Below are 16,275 nucleotides of genomic sequence, written 5' to 3'. Positions count from 1 at the left end.
CTCCAACATAAGTTAATCAATTGTTTTGAATAGCCTCCAACTTTAGCTGGATGTTTAATAATTTAAGATATAGTAAGGGCTTTAGCCAAATAATGAATTTGCTTTATTTTTGGCTAAAGCCCATTCTCTTTGAATCTTGTTAATCTCCAACTAAAGTTGGAGGCTATTCAAAATATATTTTTGACCCGTTGGGTGAAATGAATAAAACTTTAATTAAACACATAGGAGAAAACATAGATTTTATGCTTAAAAAAAGGAAATCAAAAAGAAACTCGTTTCTTCATACATAGTCCCGATAACTATCGGGATGTTTTAATACAAGTGAAACGCCTTTTTTGACTTCAATAAGCTATGTTTCTATGTGTTAAAATTAATTTCACTCAACAAGTTATTTTTATATTTTTTTGATGATGTAATAATCGAGTACAGGTTTAAAATAAAAATAATAACTTAGTGACTCATTATTACTATTTTAACGATGCTGAAGCTTAAAGTATTTATTCTGCTTTTGATTGGGGTTTCCGGTTTTGCTCAAACGAAGGTTTTGTACGATCAAAGTGTAGCGGCTTATAAAAACAAAGAGTATGTTTTGTTTTTGAAACTCGCTCAACAATTGGATAGTATAAGGCCAGCACACCCTGCTTATACCTATAATTTAGCTTCGGCTTATGCTTTAAATGGTAAAAAAGAAGATGCTTTATTGGTTTTAAAAAGATTGGTTCTGGCGAATAATACTATTGCATTTGAAGAAGATGCCGATTTTGAATCTATAAAAGAAGAAAAAGGTTTTAAGGATTTATTACAATTAAAAATTTCGCAGTATAAAACCATTGAAAATTCGGTTGAAAAAAGGCAGCTTTCTGAGAAAGACCTGCATCCGGAAGGGCTACTTTATTTGGAAAAGCAAAAGTTATGGCTGGCATCGAGTATTCGGAATAAAAAAATTGTTTCTTTTGATGAAAAAGGTAAATGTTCAGACTGGTTTATGGATTGTTCCTATTCGGTTTTTGCTTTAAAAGCCGATTTTAATGAACAATATTTATGGGTTGCCTGTGCTGCCATTCCTGAGATGAAAGGTTTTGCGAAAGAAATGGAGGGGAAAAGCGAAATTTTGAAAATAGAAATTGCTACGAAAAAATTAGTCAAACGTTTTGCAGTTGAAGGAAATACTGTTTTTGGAGATTTAATTGTAACTAAAAATAACGATGTTTATATTTCGGATAGTGCTGCGCCGATTATTTATAAAATTGAAAAAGAAAATGTAGTGGTGTGGAAAGATTTAAGGAAAGAAGCTTTTAATCTGCAGGGCATTGCTTTGAATGAAAACGAATCGAAATTGTTTGTTGCTGATTATTTGAAAGGAATTATAGCCATAGATATCAAGTCTAAGAAAGAAACCTGGCTCGAATTTCCGGAGAAAACTTCTAAAAAAGGAATCGACGGATTGGTTTTTTATAAAAATGCTTTAATCGCGATTCAGAATGGAGTAGTGCCGATTCGGATTGTACGTTATGATTTGAATGAAACGTAAACTAAAATTACTGATTTTAAGGTTTTGGATAGTAACAGAAAGGAGTTTAACGAACCTGCATTGGCTGCTTTAGTCAAAAACAAAATGTATTTTTTCGCCAATTCTCCCTGGAAATTTTACGATAAAAATTTTCTGTTGGACGAAAGTAAAATTGAAAATCCGAGGCTGTTTGAATTGAATTTAGATTGATACTATTCATTATAAAAGCTACTTTTGATTTAAAATTGATACAATTATGATTAGACAAATTTTAGGGGTTATTATTGGTTACGCCATTTTTGTAATTAGTTCTGTACTTCTTTTTAGATTTTCAGAAGTAAATCCGCATGCAGAGGCTTCCAGATTATTTATGGTTTTGACTTTTGTTTATGGAACTGTATTTTCTTTCATCAGTGGACTCGTAACTCAATTGATTGCAAGGACTAGAAATTTGAAAGTGAATTATGTACTTTTTATTATCATGGCTGGTTTTGCGACTTTTTCGCTTTTTAAATCGAGTGGTAGTTACTGGACGCAATTGCTGGCGATTTTTGTTTTTGCACCGGTTTCGGTTTTGGGAGGTTTGTTTTGGATTAAGAGAAATGTAATTAGTGAAAAGTAAGATGAAAAATATTTGTTTTTTGGTAATTATTTTGTTTTTAGCTAGTTGTGAACAGAAAAAGGAAGGTTTTAAGCCAACAGAAAAACTTGATTTGATTTTGAAAAATGATAAGTTGAATAAAGCTTATTCAGATTTTAGAATGGAAGATGTTTATTTGTCATCAGATCTTGAAAATCAGGATAACTTTATAAAATTTATAAATGAGACAAATACAAATGATTTATTGTCATTGACAGAATGTGAAATTCCAATTGTTCGCTGTTTTGCTTTTAAAGCATTGGTAGAAAAAGATTATCCATATATCAGACAGGTCCTATTTAAGCATAAAAATGATAATGAATTTATTGAATATGGAGCAGGTCAATGTATTCGAATGAAAAGAACAGTAAGCTCATATATGATGTTACAACTTGATCCATATTCAAAAAGTAAAAACAAATTTACTAAAATTGAATATAATAAAATTCAGAAAGAGTTTTGGGAAAAATAAAACATACTCTTTAGTATAGATAGTTATACATAGTAAACTCGACAGGTTTTTGAAACCTGTCGGGTTTGTCGCTTTAAACACGAGTTTTACGCAGCGTTCTTAAAAACTACAAAACATTCTAACATAGCCCCGATAGAGCCAAATATCCTTTTTCTGGCTCCTTTAGCCAGGAAAAGATATGGGCGAAAGCGGGACTAAACGCCCTTAAAACCCGAAAATCTTCTGCTCCTGAGCAATTGACTGATAATCATGCTGATTTTAGTTTGCTATTACAAAAAAATGTATTAATTTTGCAAACCTTTTGGCAAAGAAGAGTTTCCTTTAGGTATCAACTATTTATGTAAAACAACTTCTGTTTTTTCTACTGCTTTATGAAACTCAAGGAAAACAGAATACAAATTTTTTATCAGCATGTCTGAACAATTAAAATCACAAGAAGAGTTTTTAGCAAATTTTAACTGGCATAACTTCCAAGAAGGAATTGATGCAGTAGATGAGAAAAACTTATTAGAGTTTGAAGAACTAGTATCAAAAACTTTTATCGCTACAGATCAAGAAGAAGTAGTTGAAGGAGTTGTTGTTAGAATTACAGATAGAGACGTTATCGTTGATATCAATGCTAAATCTGAAGGTGTTATTTCTTTAAACGAATTCCGTTACAACCCAGCTTTAAAAGTAGGTGACAAAGTAGAAGTATTAATCGACATCCGTGAGGACAAAACAGGTCAATTAGTATTATCTCACAGAAAAGCACGTACTATCAAATCTTGGGATAGAGTTATTTCTGCAAATGAAACAGGAGAAATCGTTAATGGTTTTGTAAAATGCAGAACTAAAGGTGGTATGATCGTTGACGTTTTCGGAATTGAAGCTTTCTTACCTGGATCTCAAATTGACGTTAAGCCAATTAGAGACTACGATGTATATGTAAACAAAATGATGGAATTCAAAGTGGTAAAAATTAACCACGAATTCAAAAACGTTGTTGTATCTCATAAAGCGCTTATCGAAGCGGATATCGAAGTACAGAAAAAAGAAATCATCGGTCAATTACAAAAAGGACAAGTATTAGAAGGTGTTGTTAAAAACATTACTTCTTATGGTGTGTTTATTGACTTAGGTGGTGTTGACGGATTAATTCACATTACTGACCTTTCTTGGAGTAGAATCAACCACCCAAGTGAAGTTCTTGAATTAGACCAAAAATTAAACGTTGTAATCCTTGATTTCGATGATGAGAAAACAAGAATTCAATTAGGATTGAAACAATTAAACGCTCACCCATGGGATGCTTTAGATGCTAATTTAACTATTGGTGATAAAGTAAAAGGTAAAGTAGTTGTAATCGCTGATTACGGTGCATTTATCGAAGTTGCTGAAGGTGTTGAAGGTTTAATCCACGTTTCTGAAATGTCATGGTCAACTCATTTACGTTCTGCTCAGGATTTCGTAAAAGTTGGAGATGTTGTTGAGGCTGTTATCTTAACTCTTGACAGAGATGACCGTAAAATGTCATTAGGTATCAAACAATTGACTCAGGATCCATGGACTGATATTACTTCTAAATACCCAGTAGGTTCTAAACATACAGGTATCGTTAGAAACTTTACAAACTTTGGTATTTTCGTAGAATTAGAAGAAGGAATTGATGGATTAATCTACATCTCTGACTTATCTTGGACTAAGAAAATCAAACACCCATCTGAATTTGTAAATGTTGGTGAGAAATTAGATGTAGTTGTATTAGAATTAGATGTTGAAGGACGTAAATTATCTTTAGGTCACAAACAAACTACTGCTAATCCTTGGGATCAATACGAAGATTCTTTCGCTGTAGGAACTATCCACAATGGTGAGATTTCTGAAATCGTTGACAAAGGAGCTACTGTAGAATTCGGAGATGATATCGTTGCTTTCATTCCTACTCGTCACCTTGAAAAAGAAGACGGAAAGAAATTGAAAAAAGGTGATTCAGCTGATTTCAAAGTAATCGAATTCAACAAAGAATTCAAAAGAGTAGTTGCTTCTCACACTGCTATCTTCCGTGAAGAAGAAGAGAAAAACGTGAAAGCTGCAACTGAAAATACTTCATCTAACTCTTCTACAAACGCACCAGCTGCAACTTTAGGAGATAACAATGATGTATTAGCTGCATTAAAAGCTAAAATGGAAAAAACTGAGAAAAAATAATTCTCCGTTTCCTCTAAATAGAAAGTCCCACAGCAATGTGGGACTTTTTTTATGGGTTTTTGTTTCAGGTTTTATTTGTTTAAGGTTTCAGGTTTCAAGTTTGTCAGTTCGAACAGAACTTAGAACGTTTAGTCTTTGGAATTTGGAATTTATTTTTTGGGATTTTTAGTAGCTATTTCCTGCTATCCATTTCAATCTTTTGTGCCGAACCCCGGCACAAAAGGATTTCCATTTCTATCAGGGCTAGGGGAGTCGTTTTCAAAAGAATCAACTCAATATTGTCATTCCGAGGTACGAGGAATCTCCGCAAGTGGCTCCGCCTGCTTAATCGCCAATCTTTGTCGAGCTCCTTGCGGAGATTCCTCCTTCGTCGAAATGACAAAAATGTAAAAAAGTTTTATTTGGAAGCCAATAATTTAGTCTCTTCAGGACTAAAATCATTTACAATAACGTAAGTATCAATTTTTGTAATTGCCATTTCATCTAAAATATCAACTAAGTTGCCGTAATTGGATTTTTTGCTTGGTTTTATGATTACAATGAGACTTTTTCTGTAATCACCAGTATACTCTATAACTTGTTTAGCTTTATTTGCTAATTCTTTTCTAATACCATCCTTACCGTATTTTACTATTTTGGGCGATATCTCGGAAATTCCTATTAAACCAAAATAAGTTACGATTTTATCATTATCATCAAGTAAAACAGTGAGAGTGCGATTTTGTGTACCAGCACCACAATTGACACGCCCGCATGTGTAAGCATCGTAATCAGGCAAACCAAGAGCCATCATCTTAGGCTTCGACAATTCACCAACAACCATAAAAAAAATAATCAATAAAAAAGAAATGCTCACCATTGCAGTCAAATCGACTCTGGAATTCATCTTTCTGCTTCTGACTTTTTTAGGAAGATTTCGCATAATTAAATGGTTTTAAGTTGAAAATGTTTATTTAGAAGCTAGTAATTCAGTCTCTTTTGGAGTAAAATCATCAATAATAGCATAACTGTTTATTCCTGTTATATTCATTTCGTCAAGAATGTCAACTAAATTTCCGTAATTAGATTTTTTGCTGGGTTTTATAATAACAGTAACGCCTCTTTCAGGTTGTCCCATTCCAGCTGAGTATTGATGAACTTTTTTATCAATACTTAATAATTCTTTGCGTATTCCATCTTTGCCGTATTTAATTTCTTTAGGATTTTGAACAGGAGAATCTATTAATCCCAAGTATGTAATCATTTTATCATTATCATCAAGTATAATGGTTAAAATACGTGTTTGATCAGGGTTATTACAACCAAGATCAGGACCACAACTTCTTTCCGGAGAGCCAAAATCCATCATCTTAGGCTTCGACAGCTCACCAACAACCATAAAAAATATAATCAATAAAAAAGAAACGCTAACCATTGCAGTCAAATCGACTCTGGAATTCAGCTTTCTGCTTCGGACTTTTTTAGGTAGATTTTGCATAAAATTGGGTTTTGGAATTTAAATTTAATCATTTTTTAAGTACAAAATGGAAACAAGTTTAAATTTATTTTAAAACGCATATTTTATAATATTGTAAAAAAAAAAGCCTTGCTAAGCAGGCTTTTGAGTTTATAATTCTTCGACTAAAATCTAAATGTATTTACAAATAAGATAAAACAGCAGTTGTAGCATTAGACTCCAGTTTAACCTTTTTACCAAAAGTAAGGGCATGATTGTTTCTGATATGTCCCGCTGGAAAATCAAAAATTACAGGGTAATCATACTCTTTTACCGCATTTAAAATAATTTCACGCTGAGTACCTCCAAACAAAATATTTTCATCAGCATTATAATCAAAATCACCAACGATAATTCCTTTTAAATCTTTCAGGAAACCATTTCTTTTCAGGGTGTACATCATTCGGTCAACGCGATACAAATCTTCGCCAACATCTTCTATAAATAAAATTTTACCTTTTGGATCAATATCGGAATTGCTGCCTAACATCGACATAATAATAGATAAGTTCCCGCCAATCAAGACTCCTTTGCTGGTACCTAATTTATTCAGCACATTCGCAGGAACTTCATAACTCAATTCTAAACCAAACAAAGATTTATAAAGTGTTTCTTTGGCTTCAGGAGTTGCTCTTCTCATTCCTCCGGGCATAGTGCCGTGAATAGAGGCAAAACCTAATCTGTGAACGTGTTCGTGCAGCGTAGTAATATCGGAGAAACCAATAATCCATTTTGGATTTTTTTTGAAATTAGAAAAGTCTAATTCATCAACAATTCTTACGGTTCCGTATCCGCCTCTGGAACACCAAATGGCTTTTATGTTTTTATTGTCTAAAGCGTCTTGCAGATCTTCTAGTCTTTCCGGATCGGTTCCTGCAAAATGATTGTGTTTTTTAAAAAGATTTTTCCCAAGCTTAACATTCAATCCCCAGCTTTTGGCTAATTCAACTCCTTGATCGATTTCGGTAGAATCGCTTAGAAATCCAGCCGGAGCCACAATCATAATCGAATCGCCGGCTTTAAGGTAAGGAGGTATTGTATAATTTTTAATCGATTTATCTGATTCTGAAAGGTAGTTTTCTTGATAATTCATTTGGTAAGCAGCAGTTTTACATTGAGAGAAAGTAAATAAGAGAAAAATAGGAAAAATCACTCTTATGTATTTATTAGTTGTCATTAAAGCAAAAAATTAAGATTAAGGTTGCAATTTGTTTTATAAAATCGACAAATATAACAATTCGATATTCTTGTGTTAATTTTTAACACAGAATTTTTCAATTAATTTTAAGCCAGAGAATTTCTATGCCGAATTATTTGCTAGGATTTCTACAGATGACAAATTTGATTAAAAAAAAACAAAAAAATCCGTTCAAATCTGCGTTTTCGCTTTAGCGAATCCGTTCCATCCGCGGTCTATTATTGATTTTTTATCGTTTCGCAGTTAAAGTAGCACCAGCCGAAGCAATTACAACACAGACAACTGCCAGAACTTCGTAAAAACTCAAACGTTCCTGCAAAAAGATAAGGCCACAAATTGAAGCTGCTGCAGGTTCTAAACTCATTAAAATGCTAAAAGTTCGGGGAGGAAGCTGTCCTAATGCCTTCATCTCAAGTGTAAACGGAATCGCACTTGATAAGAGCGCCAATGCAATTCCTAAACCTAAAAAGTGTGGTGTAAGATTACTTAATCCGTTTTCGAAAAAACCAAAAGGAAGAATAAGCACAGCAGCGAAAAGCATTCCGGTTGCAACGGCATCGCCATCTTTCATTATTTTAGAAATTTTTCCACCTAAGACTATGTAAGCCGCCCAAAGTGCTCCTGCAACAAGCGCAAAAACTACTCCTAACGGATCAATTTTATCGTTGCTCCATGGCGCAATCAAAACAATTCCGGCTGCTGCCAAAAGTACCCAGCAATAATCAACCAGGCGTTTTGAACCTAGTACAGCAACCAACAACGGCCCGATAAATTCTAAAGTAACCGCCAAACCTATTGGTATTCGCTCTATGGCGAGATAAAAAATCAAATTCATGGCACCCAAAGACAAACCATACGGAATTACAATTTTCCATTGTTGGGGTGTGATTTTCGAAAGGTTAGGTCTGTACACGGCAAACAGAATTAATGCTGAAATTCCAATTCGGAGTGATGCTGTTCCTGCGGCTCCTATGGCTGGAAAAAGTGTTTTTGCAATAGCTGCGCCACATTGAACGCTAATAATCGCTAAAAGTACTGCGGGAACTGGAGGGATATTGAGTTGTTTATTTTTCATGGAAAGATTTGAAGTAAACAAAACTACAAATTTTTACCTTTCTAGAATGGTTTGTTTTATTCAATTGGATTATGACTATACGAATTATTACTTCCTTTACTTTTGTGGAAATCTATTCAGAATATATTTTTCAAGTTCTCTATTATATCTTGGGTCTGTACCAAAAGTATTTTTTAAAGGAAGTCCAAATTTAATTTTAAAATCCTTTTCAGGATAGGTGTAAACTCGATCACATCCAAATGATGAAAATATATTCCAAAACCAAAATCCATAAATCACTTTTTTATTTAAAACCATGACTACAGGCATTCCTGAAAGTTGAATTTTTAACTTACTAATTTTACTTTTTCCCGTTTCTGATAATATAATTTGCTGATTTTTCCAGTCAAAATAATTTATATCACTTTCGTCAAGAAGCGGTTTTTCAGAAAGGATTATACTTTTTTCATTAAAGCAATATTGACAATTTTTTATTTCATTTTGAAAATTTCCTTTAATACCATAAATCTCAATCCCAGATTTTGGTAAAATAGCGGAAAAGCTAAATGAAATGAAAATAAGCATTAACAATGAAGCTATCCTAAAAGACTGTGAAATAGATATTATTTTCATATGGAAATAAAGAAGTTATTCCAAAGCGCGTTTCGTAACATAAGCGCGATAACCAATGATTGCCATTTGCCATTTTTTTGCTTTCGAAATATCTAAACCTTTTTTAGTAAAACTGGGTAAAAGGATTTTATTGATTTTGGCTAAAATTTTAAACATAGTAGGGGATTTTTTTCAAAGATATAAAAAAAGACCTTGCGGTTAGGCAAAGTCTTTTTGGATGTTGTTTAGCAGTAGAAAATTAAGAACGTCTTTTTTCTCTTTCCATTCTTTTCAATTCTCTTTCATTCAATTTCATATCTTTTTCATGTTGTTTCATGTCTTTTTCATGTTGCTTCATATCCAGTTCATGCTGTCTCATGTTTTTTTCAAGTTCTCTCATGTCCATCTCGAATTGCTTCGAATCTGGGCCATAATTTTTTTCGCTGTACTGGCCAAATTTCTCCATGTTAGCATTAAATTGTTCCATGGCAATTTCATACTTTTCCATTTCTTTTTCAAAAATTGCTTCACGCTGCGACATAATTTTCTCAATTTCTTCTCCGTAAGCTTCCATAGCTTCTAAATTAGGTTCAAAAGCTTCCATTTTTTTCTCAAATTCTGCCATTTCTTTTTCAAATTTAGTTACAGCCACTTTGTCCTTCATATTGATTGGAGCTACCGGAGGTTTTGGCATTTTAGACATATCGATTGCAGGTGCAGGAGGCAATGCTCCAGCTGGAAAAACAGGAGGTGCTGGTGGAGTTGGAGGCGTCATTCCGGCAATAGGCGCAACTGGTGCAACAGAATTGTCACTTAGGATTATTCGTTGTTTATTACTAACCGACACACCATTCATTTCGTCATCGCTAGTGACTACGTTGATGTCTTTTGAGCCATCATCATTTGTAGCCACTACAATTCCGAAATCTTTAATAGCTTCTCCATCGCCATCGATATCAATGTTTTGTATTTGTTCGTTTCCTCTTTTTACTTCAACGCTAATCGCTGTTAATTCGCTTTTGTTGTTTCTTTTTACATTCGAAACCGCAACATCAACATTATGATTTTGTTTTAGTTTTTCGCCCATTTCTTTTAATTCCTGATCGGTTGTTGTTTTCTTGATTTTGTAAACATCAACAGATTGTTCTTTTTCAGCAATTTCTTTTTCTATTGCCTTTTTTTCCTGTGCTATTGTTTCAATTTGAAAAATAAGTACAAAAGCAACAAGCGCTGGAATTACAGCATAATACTTCCAATAATTGGTTTTTTTTGATTGATTTTTGTTTAACATGACAATTCGTTTTTTGATTAATGATTGATAAAAATGATTGGTAATGGCAACACAGCTTTCATGTGTTGTTATTTTCAAAAGCGTGTATTGATACGCTTTTTTGTCGGATATTTTTTTGGTCGCTTCGCTGTCGGCAATAAATTCCAGGTTTTGCAAAATGGCTTTTTTATACAGCCACATTACAGGATTGAACCAAAATAAAGCACAAAAAACTCTCGAAATCAAAACATCTACGGTATGATCTTGATCGCTATGCACTTTTTCGTGCTCCAGAATATTCTCTAATTCGGCTTCGCTAAACATTGATGAGTTGTACACGATGTAATCAAAATAAGAGAACGGAGCGATATTTTCGTTGATATCAATAAGTTTAAAATCGGCTTGCTGCTGCACTTCTTTTCCTTTTAAAACCGAATTTAAACTATAAAAATCAATACCAATTTTGATTAAAAAAGCCGCAAGTCCAAGCGCATAAATCCCAAGTGAAACATAGTTCCAGTTGATCTCAAAACTTTCTTCCTGAATGGTTTGCTGCGGAAAATAAGTCGTATCATAATTGTAGTCTGAAACCGGAGCAGGAGTAGGGTCAACCCAGACAATTTGTGTATAAACTATAAATGGCAGCACAACCGATGTGATTAAACCAGCCAGCAAAAACCATCTGTTGCTGGTAAAAAAGGTTTCTTTGCGCAATAAAAAATAATACGCAAGGTAAAACAGTATAAGCAATCCGCCAGATTTTGCGATAAATAGGATAAGTGCTTCCATAAACAGTTATTTTTCTTCTTTTGTAGTTTCGATCATAGCCAGGATTTCGCGTAATTCAGCTGCCGAAATTTTTTCTTCTTTAGCAAAAAACGAAACCATACTTTTATAAGAACTATTAAAATAATTATCAATAGCCGTGCTCATGAAACCTTTGCGGTACTCTTCGATACTTACAATTGGGTAGTACTGATGTGTGTTTCCAAAGGCATTATGGCTCACATAACCTTTTTCTTCCAGATTACGCACAATAGTCGAAAGCGTGTTATAATGCGGTTGGTCTTCCGTAATTTCTGCCTGAACTTCTTTTACAAAAGCTTTTTTAAGCTTCCATAAAATGTGCATGATTTCCTCTTCTTTGTTGGTTAACTTTTGCATAATTGCTGCTTTTTCTGTTTTATTATTTTACTATAAATAGGAATACATAAATATATAGCATTCAAATATTTATTACTTTTTTTTATTTTGTTGTAATTTCAATAACATCATTATTTCCCGCATCGCCATATTTTGCTTTGGCGTTAAGACCTCTTAAAACATTCATGTTTTTTACCACTTTAACATCAATATCATTAACCGTTACGTTGGGGGTGATGGTCCCGTTTATTACAATAAGAGGCTTAGGGTCACTTACATGGTTTGTAATCGTAACGACATTATCATGGGGTGTAACGTTTATTGAATTTGTATTTACACTTGTAGTAGTGTTAGTATTTGAGTTAACATTTGTACTAACGTTTGTACTAACGTTTGTATTACTAGAAGAATTAGATTGATCATTACGATTAGTATTAGAGTTTTGTGTGTTTTTTATTTTTATTATAACGTCTTTAGCTTCTGTTTTAGCTGTGGTTGGAACCGTTTTGTCATCAGCAAAATTAAAGATTATTTCGCCAGATTTTTCACTTATGACAATAATACCTATTTTTTCGATTCCGGTGCTTACTACCGATTTTTTTGATTTGGTAACCCCTTTTTTGTCTTTTAATTCTAATTGGATAGCTGTAATTTCTTGGTTTGAATTTCGCTCCAGTTCAGAAACGGTAGCTGTAATGTCAAACTTTTCTTTTAAAGTTTTTACTCTTTGGTCAATATCAGCATCAGAAGTATTTTTACTGATGGTGAAAACCTCTACAGCTTCTACTTTTTCCGGATTGATATTCGCTCCACTATTAGGGCCATTTTCCTGTGCAATGGTTTTTACCTGAAATAAAGCTACAAAGGCTACAAGTGCTGGAATTACTACATAATACTTCCAGGCATTCCTCTTTTTTGATTGATTTTTGTTTAACATGATGATTCGTTTTTTGATTAATGATTGATAAAAATGATTGGTGATGGATAGACAACTTTCGTGAGTTGTAATTTTTAAAAGCGTGTATTGATACGCCTTTTTATCTGAGATAATTTTGGCAGCTTCTTTATCGGCTATGAATTCTAAATTCTGAACAATGGCTTTTTTGTACCACCATATAATAGGATTGAACCAGAACAGAATACAAAACACCCTCGAAATCAGCATATCAGCAGTATGATTTTGCTCGCTATGTACTTTTTCGTGCTCAATAATATTCTCTAATTCTTCAGCGCTGAACATTTTCGAATTGTAAACAATATAATCAAAGTAAGAGAACGGAGCAATGTTCTGATCAATATCAACGAATTTAAAATCAGCTTGTTGTTTTATTTTTTTTCCTTTTAAAACAGAATTTAAACTATAATAATCCAATCCAAATTTGATTAAAAAAGAAACTAATCCAAGCGCGTAAATTATCAGTACGACATAATTCCAGTTTATCTCGAAATTTTCTTCCCTGATTATGTTTTGAGAAATATCAGTTGGTAAAAAAGAACTGTTTGAGATAGGAGTAGGAGCAACCAGAATTGTTTTGGTGTAAACCAGGAAAGGCAAAACCACCGAAGTTATCAATCCGGCCAATAAATACCACCTGTTGCTGTTAAAAAAAGTTTCTTTGCGCAATAAAAAATAATAAGCCAAGTAAAACAGGGTTATTAATCCACTTGATTTTGCAATAAAAATAAAAAGTGCTTCCATGATTTGTATTTTTTAGATCCTGTTTACCAGTATTTTATAAAGGTAAATAATTTGAAGGCAGTAAGTCTCCTAAACGTCTTGTTCCTAAATATCCTGAAAATCTAATTTCATCGCTGTTTGAGTTGTTTCCAAATTTATCAACATAAAATTCATTCGTATAAAACATAATTTTAGATTGATTCTTTTTGTTCAGCACACTATACTCAGCATAAAATTTGGTCTTGTTTTCTTTTAATGTAATGTGTTCCGTATCGTTATACAATACCGTAATTTTTTTAGAATCGCCTACAGATGTAATCGTAAAATAATGCTCCGGATTGGCAGGAAAACTACCTTTATAAAAAGTGTATTTAGCTTCTTTCCAGTTGTTATTGGCCAGGACTTTAAAGAAATTCATGGTCGATTGTTTGTATGTTTCTCTTCTTATTTTTTCAATCTTGCTGTCTTTTTTTACTTCACGATACAAAGTAGTTCCTAAAAATAAGCTTTCGGTTGCATCTATACTTTGTACACTTTTTTTATAGAATTTTACGTAAAAATCCTGTAAATTAAACTCAACATCATATCCTAAATAGGTATTTCTAACTTTAATAGGATTTATTGATGTGGCTGATAAAACATTCGTTTTATAATCATAATCCAGCAAAATATCCTCTTCGTTATCAATTATACAGGACCTTCCTGCTTTTGATTTACCTAAGAGCTGCTCTTTGAAAACGGCCAACTTTTGTTTTCTTGTAAAAAACTCTTTTGTAATAATTACCTCCCTAAGCTGGTTTTGTTTCGGAATTAAATAAGAGTCTAAATCATTATTTTTGAGCGGATCATTAATGATGATTGTTTCGTAACCCAGTGCTTGTATTATTAAAGCTATATTAGAATTTTGACTAATCTCTAACGAATATTTTCCGTTTCCGTCTGTTACAGTTCCAATTGTTGTACCATCCAGATAAACCGAAACTCCCGGAACAGGAACTTTGGTTTCATCAAAAACACTCCCACTAATCGTTTGCGAATAAGCTGACACGGTAAACATCAAAACAAATAGTAGCTGTATTTTACTTATCATGCTGTTTTCTTTTCTTCTTGGTTCGTTAATTTTTGGAGTTCTTCTAATTTTAATTCAAACCTACAACTATTTTTTTAGTTACACAACTATAAAAATAGTTATTTAACTGTTTTTTAAGTTAGGAATGAAGTTTAAGGCAATTAAAAGTAATTTATTTTAAATATAAATGACTGATTATAAAGGTTTTACTGATGTTGAAAAAAGTTTATATAAAATTGAGTTTAAACAATTTAATTACTAATCCCCAAATTTGACATCGGGTACGTCAAATTTGACATCGGGTACGTCAAATTTGGCATCAGGAACGTCAAATTTGACATCAGGGACGTCAAATTTGACATCAGAGACGTCAAATTTGACATCAGCGACGTCAAGTTTGACATCGGGAACGTCAAATTTGGCATCAGAGACGTCAAATTTGACATCAGGCACGTCAAATTTGACATCGGTTACGTCAAATTTGACATCAGGGACGTCAAATTTGGCATCAGCGACGTCAAATTTGACATCAGGCACGTCAAATTTGACATCAGGAACGTCAAATTTGGCATCAGGAACGTCAAATTTGACATCAGCGACGTCAAATTTGGGGTTCTGAATACTACTTGGAATACATTAGTGCAAACGAAATAATTTTATGAAGGAAATATAAAGGAGTGCTACGATACTTTTTCGTCTATCAATGCTTTCTTAATCCAAAAGCAGCAAAAAGTAGCTACAAGTCCGATACAAGCCATAAAAAACCAATTGATCTGATAACCAAATTTCGAAATAATTTCAAAACTTGCTTTGGAACTGGTAATATGTGCCAGACTAAAACTCATCGTATAAAGTGCCATATAACGCCCTTCCTGACCTTTAGGAGCACGGCTCAGGGCAAAGGCATTCGAAAACGGAAAAACCAGAATTTCGCCAATCGATATGCAAATCATACTGATGACTAATATTCCGGCCCAAGCATTTATAAGCAGTAAAAAGAAACTGGACGCCATGACAAAGGAGCCGAGCGTGATGATTTTTAATTTTTGAAACCCTTTTCTTTCAACGAATCCGACGGTGGGCATTTCGAGAGAGAAGATTATGATTCCGTTTAAAGTCATTAAAAGCCCGGTCTGAAATTCGGTTAAGCCAAATTTTTCGTTATGATATAAAGGTAGTGTGGTAAAAAGCTGAAAGAAAATCATCGCCGCCACAAAGCTTACGAATAAGAAAACCCAGAATATTTTATCCTGAAAAACAGACTTTATTTCAGGTGCGCTTTCGGTTTTATCATCATGTGTTGCTTTTTTCTTTTCTTTTACCAATAAAGCAAAAATCGAAATCGAAATGATGCAGGAAGCTCCATCGACCCAAAAAAGTCCCGGATATCCCATTCCCATAATAATTAGACCTCCTAAAGCAGGACCAGCAGCAAAACCTAGATTTACAGCCAAACGTACCAATGTCAATGCACGGGTTCGGTTCTCGGGTTTGGCATAGGCACCAAGCGAAACAAACATCGCCGGACGAAACATATCGGCAATAGTCATCAGGACAAACATAGCGGAACAAAGCGCCCAAAAAGTGGTAATATATTGTACTAAAAAGAGCGAAACACCACTAGTAAACAGACTGAAAATCATGATTTTGTAAAAACCAATTTTATCAGACAGCTTTCCGCCCAGCCACGAACCTAACATCGAACCCAAACCAAAAGAAACCATAATCCAGCCTACCTGATTGTAGGTAAAATGAAGATCTTCTTTAAGGTATTTTGACAAAAACGGCAATACCATAGTACCTGCACGATTGATAAAAGTGATGATGGCAAGTATCCAGATTTCGCGTGTAAATCCTCTGAAATTGTTGATGTAGTGATTAAAGGCAGTTTTGAGCATTATAATAATGGTTATTTGCAACAAAGTTAGGAAACTTTGTCACGCA

General features: G+C 33.5%; 16 protein-coding genes. 5 read left to right on the top strand and 11 right to left on the bottom strand.

What is annotated here, in order from left to right; translation table 11 throughout:
• The first annotated feature begins 478 nt into the window (after positions 1-478).
• The 4 genes from GON26_RS18475 to rpsA all read left to right on the top strand — a co-directional run bounded on the left by GON26_RS18475 (position 479) and on the right by rpsA (position 4,812).
• Positions 479-1,531, top strand: a complete 1,053-nt coding sequence (locus GON26_RS18475) for a TPR end-of-group domain-containing protein (protein WP_160376250.1) — start codon at positions 479-481, stop codon at positions 1,529-1,531.
• Positions 1,532-1,766: 235 nt separating this feature from the next.
• Positions 1,767-2,132, top strand: a complete 366-nt coding sequence (locus tag GON26_RS18470; protein ID WP_160376249.1) for a hypothetical protein — start codon at positions 1,767-1,769, stop codon at positions 2,130-2,132.
• Position 2,133: 1 nt separating this feature from the next.
• Entirely contained in the window at positions 2,134-2,622 is a 489-nt protein-coding gene (locus tag GON26_RS18465) for a hypothetical protein (protein ID WP_160376248.1), read from the top strand.
• A 411-nt stretch (positions 2,623-3,033) separates the two neighbouring features.
• Positions 3,034-4,812: a 30S ribosomal protein S1 gene (gene rpsA, locus GON26_RS18460; RefSeq protein WP_160376247.1), complete on the top strand. Its 1,779-nt coding sequence runs from the start codon at positions 3,034-3,036 to the stop codon at positions 4,810-4,812.
• Between the two features lie 397 nt (positions 4,813-5,209).
• On the opposite strand, the gene GON26_RS18455 is transcribed toward rpsA, so the two are convergent.
• The 10 genes from GON26_RS18455 to GON26_RS18410 all read right to left on the bottom strand — a co-directional run bounded on the left by GON26_RS18455 (position 5,210) and on the right by GON26_RS18410 (position 14,352).
• Positions 5,210-5,734 carry an ExbD/TolR family protein gene (locus tag GON26_RS18455; RefSeq protein ID WP_160376246.1) on the bottom strand — a complete coding sequence of 175 codons (525 nt, stop codon included), beginning with the start codon at positions 5,732-5,734 and terminating at the stop codon, positions 5,210-5,212.
• Positions 5,735-5,761: 27 nt separating this feature from the next.
• Entirely contained in the window at positions 5,762-6,289 is a 528-nt protein-coding gene (locus GON26_RS18450; protein ID WP_160376245.1) for an ExbD/TolR family protein, read from the bottom strand.
• 160 nt (positions 6,290-6,449) lie between these two features.
• Positions 6,450-7,400 (bottom strand): S66 peptidase family protein, encoded by a 951-nt coding sequence (locus GON26_RS18445; RefSeq protein ID WP_160376244.1) that lies wholly within the window; start codon positions 7,398-7,400, stop codon positions 6,450-6,452.
• Positions 7,401-7,734: 334 nt separating this feature from the next.
• The gene (locus GON26_RS18440; protein WP_160376243.1) at positions 7,735-8,580 is read right to left on the bottom strand and encodes an EamA family transporter; all 846 of its coding nucleotides are present in this window, start codon (positions 8,578-8,580) and stop codon (positions 7,735-7,737) included.
• A 96-nt stretch (positions 8,581-8,676) separates the two neighbouring features.
• Positions 8,677-9,192, bottom strand: a complete 516-nt coding sequence (locus GON26_RS18435) for a hypothetical protein (RefSeq protein ID WP_160376242.1) — start codon at positions 9,190-9,192, stop codon at positions 8,677-8,679.
• Between the two features lie 15 nt (positions 9,193-9,207).
• The gene (locus GON26_RS18430) at positions 9,208-9,348 is read right to left on the bottom strand and encodes an SsrA-binding protein (protein ID WP_160376241.1); all 141 of its coding nucleotides are present in this window, start codon (positions 9,346-9,348) and stop codon (positions 9,208-9,210) included.
• 82 nt (positions 9,349-9,430) lie between these two features.
• Positions 9,431-11,230: a M56 family metallopeptidase gene (locus tag GON26_RS18425; protein ID WP_160376240.1), complete on the bottom strand. Its 1,800-nt coding sequence runs from the start codon at positions 11,228-11,230 to the stop codon at positions 9,431-9,433.
• A gap of 6 nt (positions 11,231-11,236) precedes the next feature.
• Complete coding sequence (locus tag GON26_RS18420) at positions 11,237-11,605, bottom strand: BlaI/MecI/CopY family transcriptional regulator (protein ID WP_160376239.1); 369 nt, start codon at positions 11,603-11,605, stop codon at positions 11,237-11,239.
• 82 nt (positions 11,606-11,687) lie between these two features.
• Complete coding sequence (locus tag GON26_RS18415; protein WP_160376238.1) at positions 11,688-13,283, bottom strand: M56 family metallopeptidase; 1,596 nt, start codon at positions 13,281-13,283, stop codon at positions 11,688-11,690.
• A gap of 34 nt (positions 13,284-13,317) precedes the next feature.
• Positions 13,318-14,352, bottom strand: a complete 1,035-nt coding sequence (locus tag GON26_RS18410) for a carboxypeptidase-like regulatory domain-containing protein (RefSeq protein ID WP_160376237.1) — start codon at positions 14,350-14,352, stop codon at positions 13,318-13,320.
• Between the two features lie 250 nt (positions 14,353-14,602).
• Here GON26_RS18410 and GON26_RS21920 point away from each other — a divergent pair, with 250 nt between their 5' ends.
• Positions 14,603-14,950, top strand: a complete 348-nt coding sequence (locus GON26_RS21920) for a hypothetical protein (RefSeq protein ID WP_394350414.1) — start codon at positions 14,603-14,605, stop codon at positions 14,948-14,950.
• 61 nt (positions 14,951-15,011) lie between these two features.
• On the opposite strand, the gene GON26_RS18400 is transcribed toward GON26_RS21920, so the two are convergent.
• Positions 15,012-16,229: an MDR family MFS transporter gene (locus tag GON26_RS18400; RefSeq protein WP_160376235.1), complete on the bottom strand. Its 1,218-nt coding sequence runs from the start codon at positions 16,227-16,229 to the stop codon at positions 15,012-15,014.
• Between the last annotated feature and the right edge of the window lie 46 nt (positions 16,230-16,275).

The organism is Flavobacterium hydrocarbonoxydans, from assembly GCF_009789235.1.
Classification (GTDB): domain Bacteria; phylum Bacteroidota; class Bacteroidia; order Flavobacteriales; family Flavobacteriaceae; genus Flavobacterium; species Flavobacterium hydrocarbonoxydans.
This window is presented reverse-complemented; position numbering and strand designations above follow the sequence as displayed.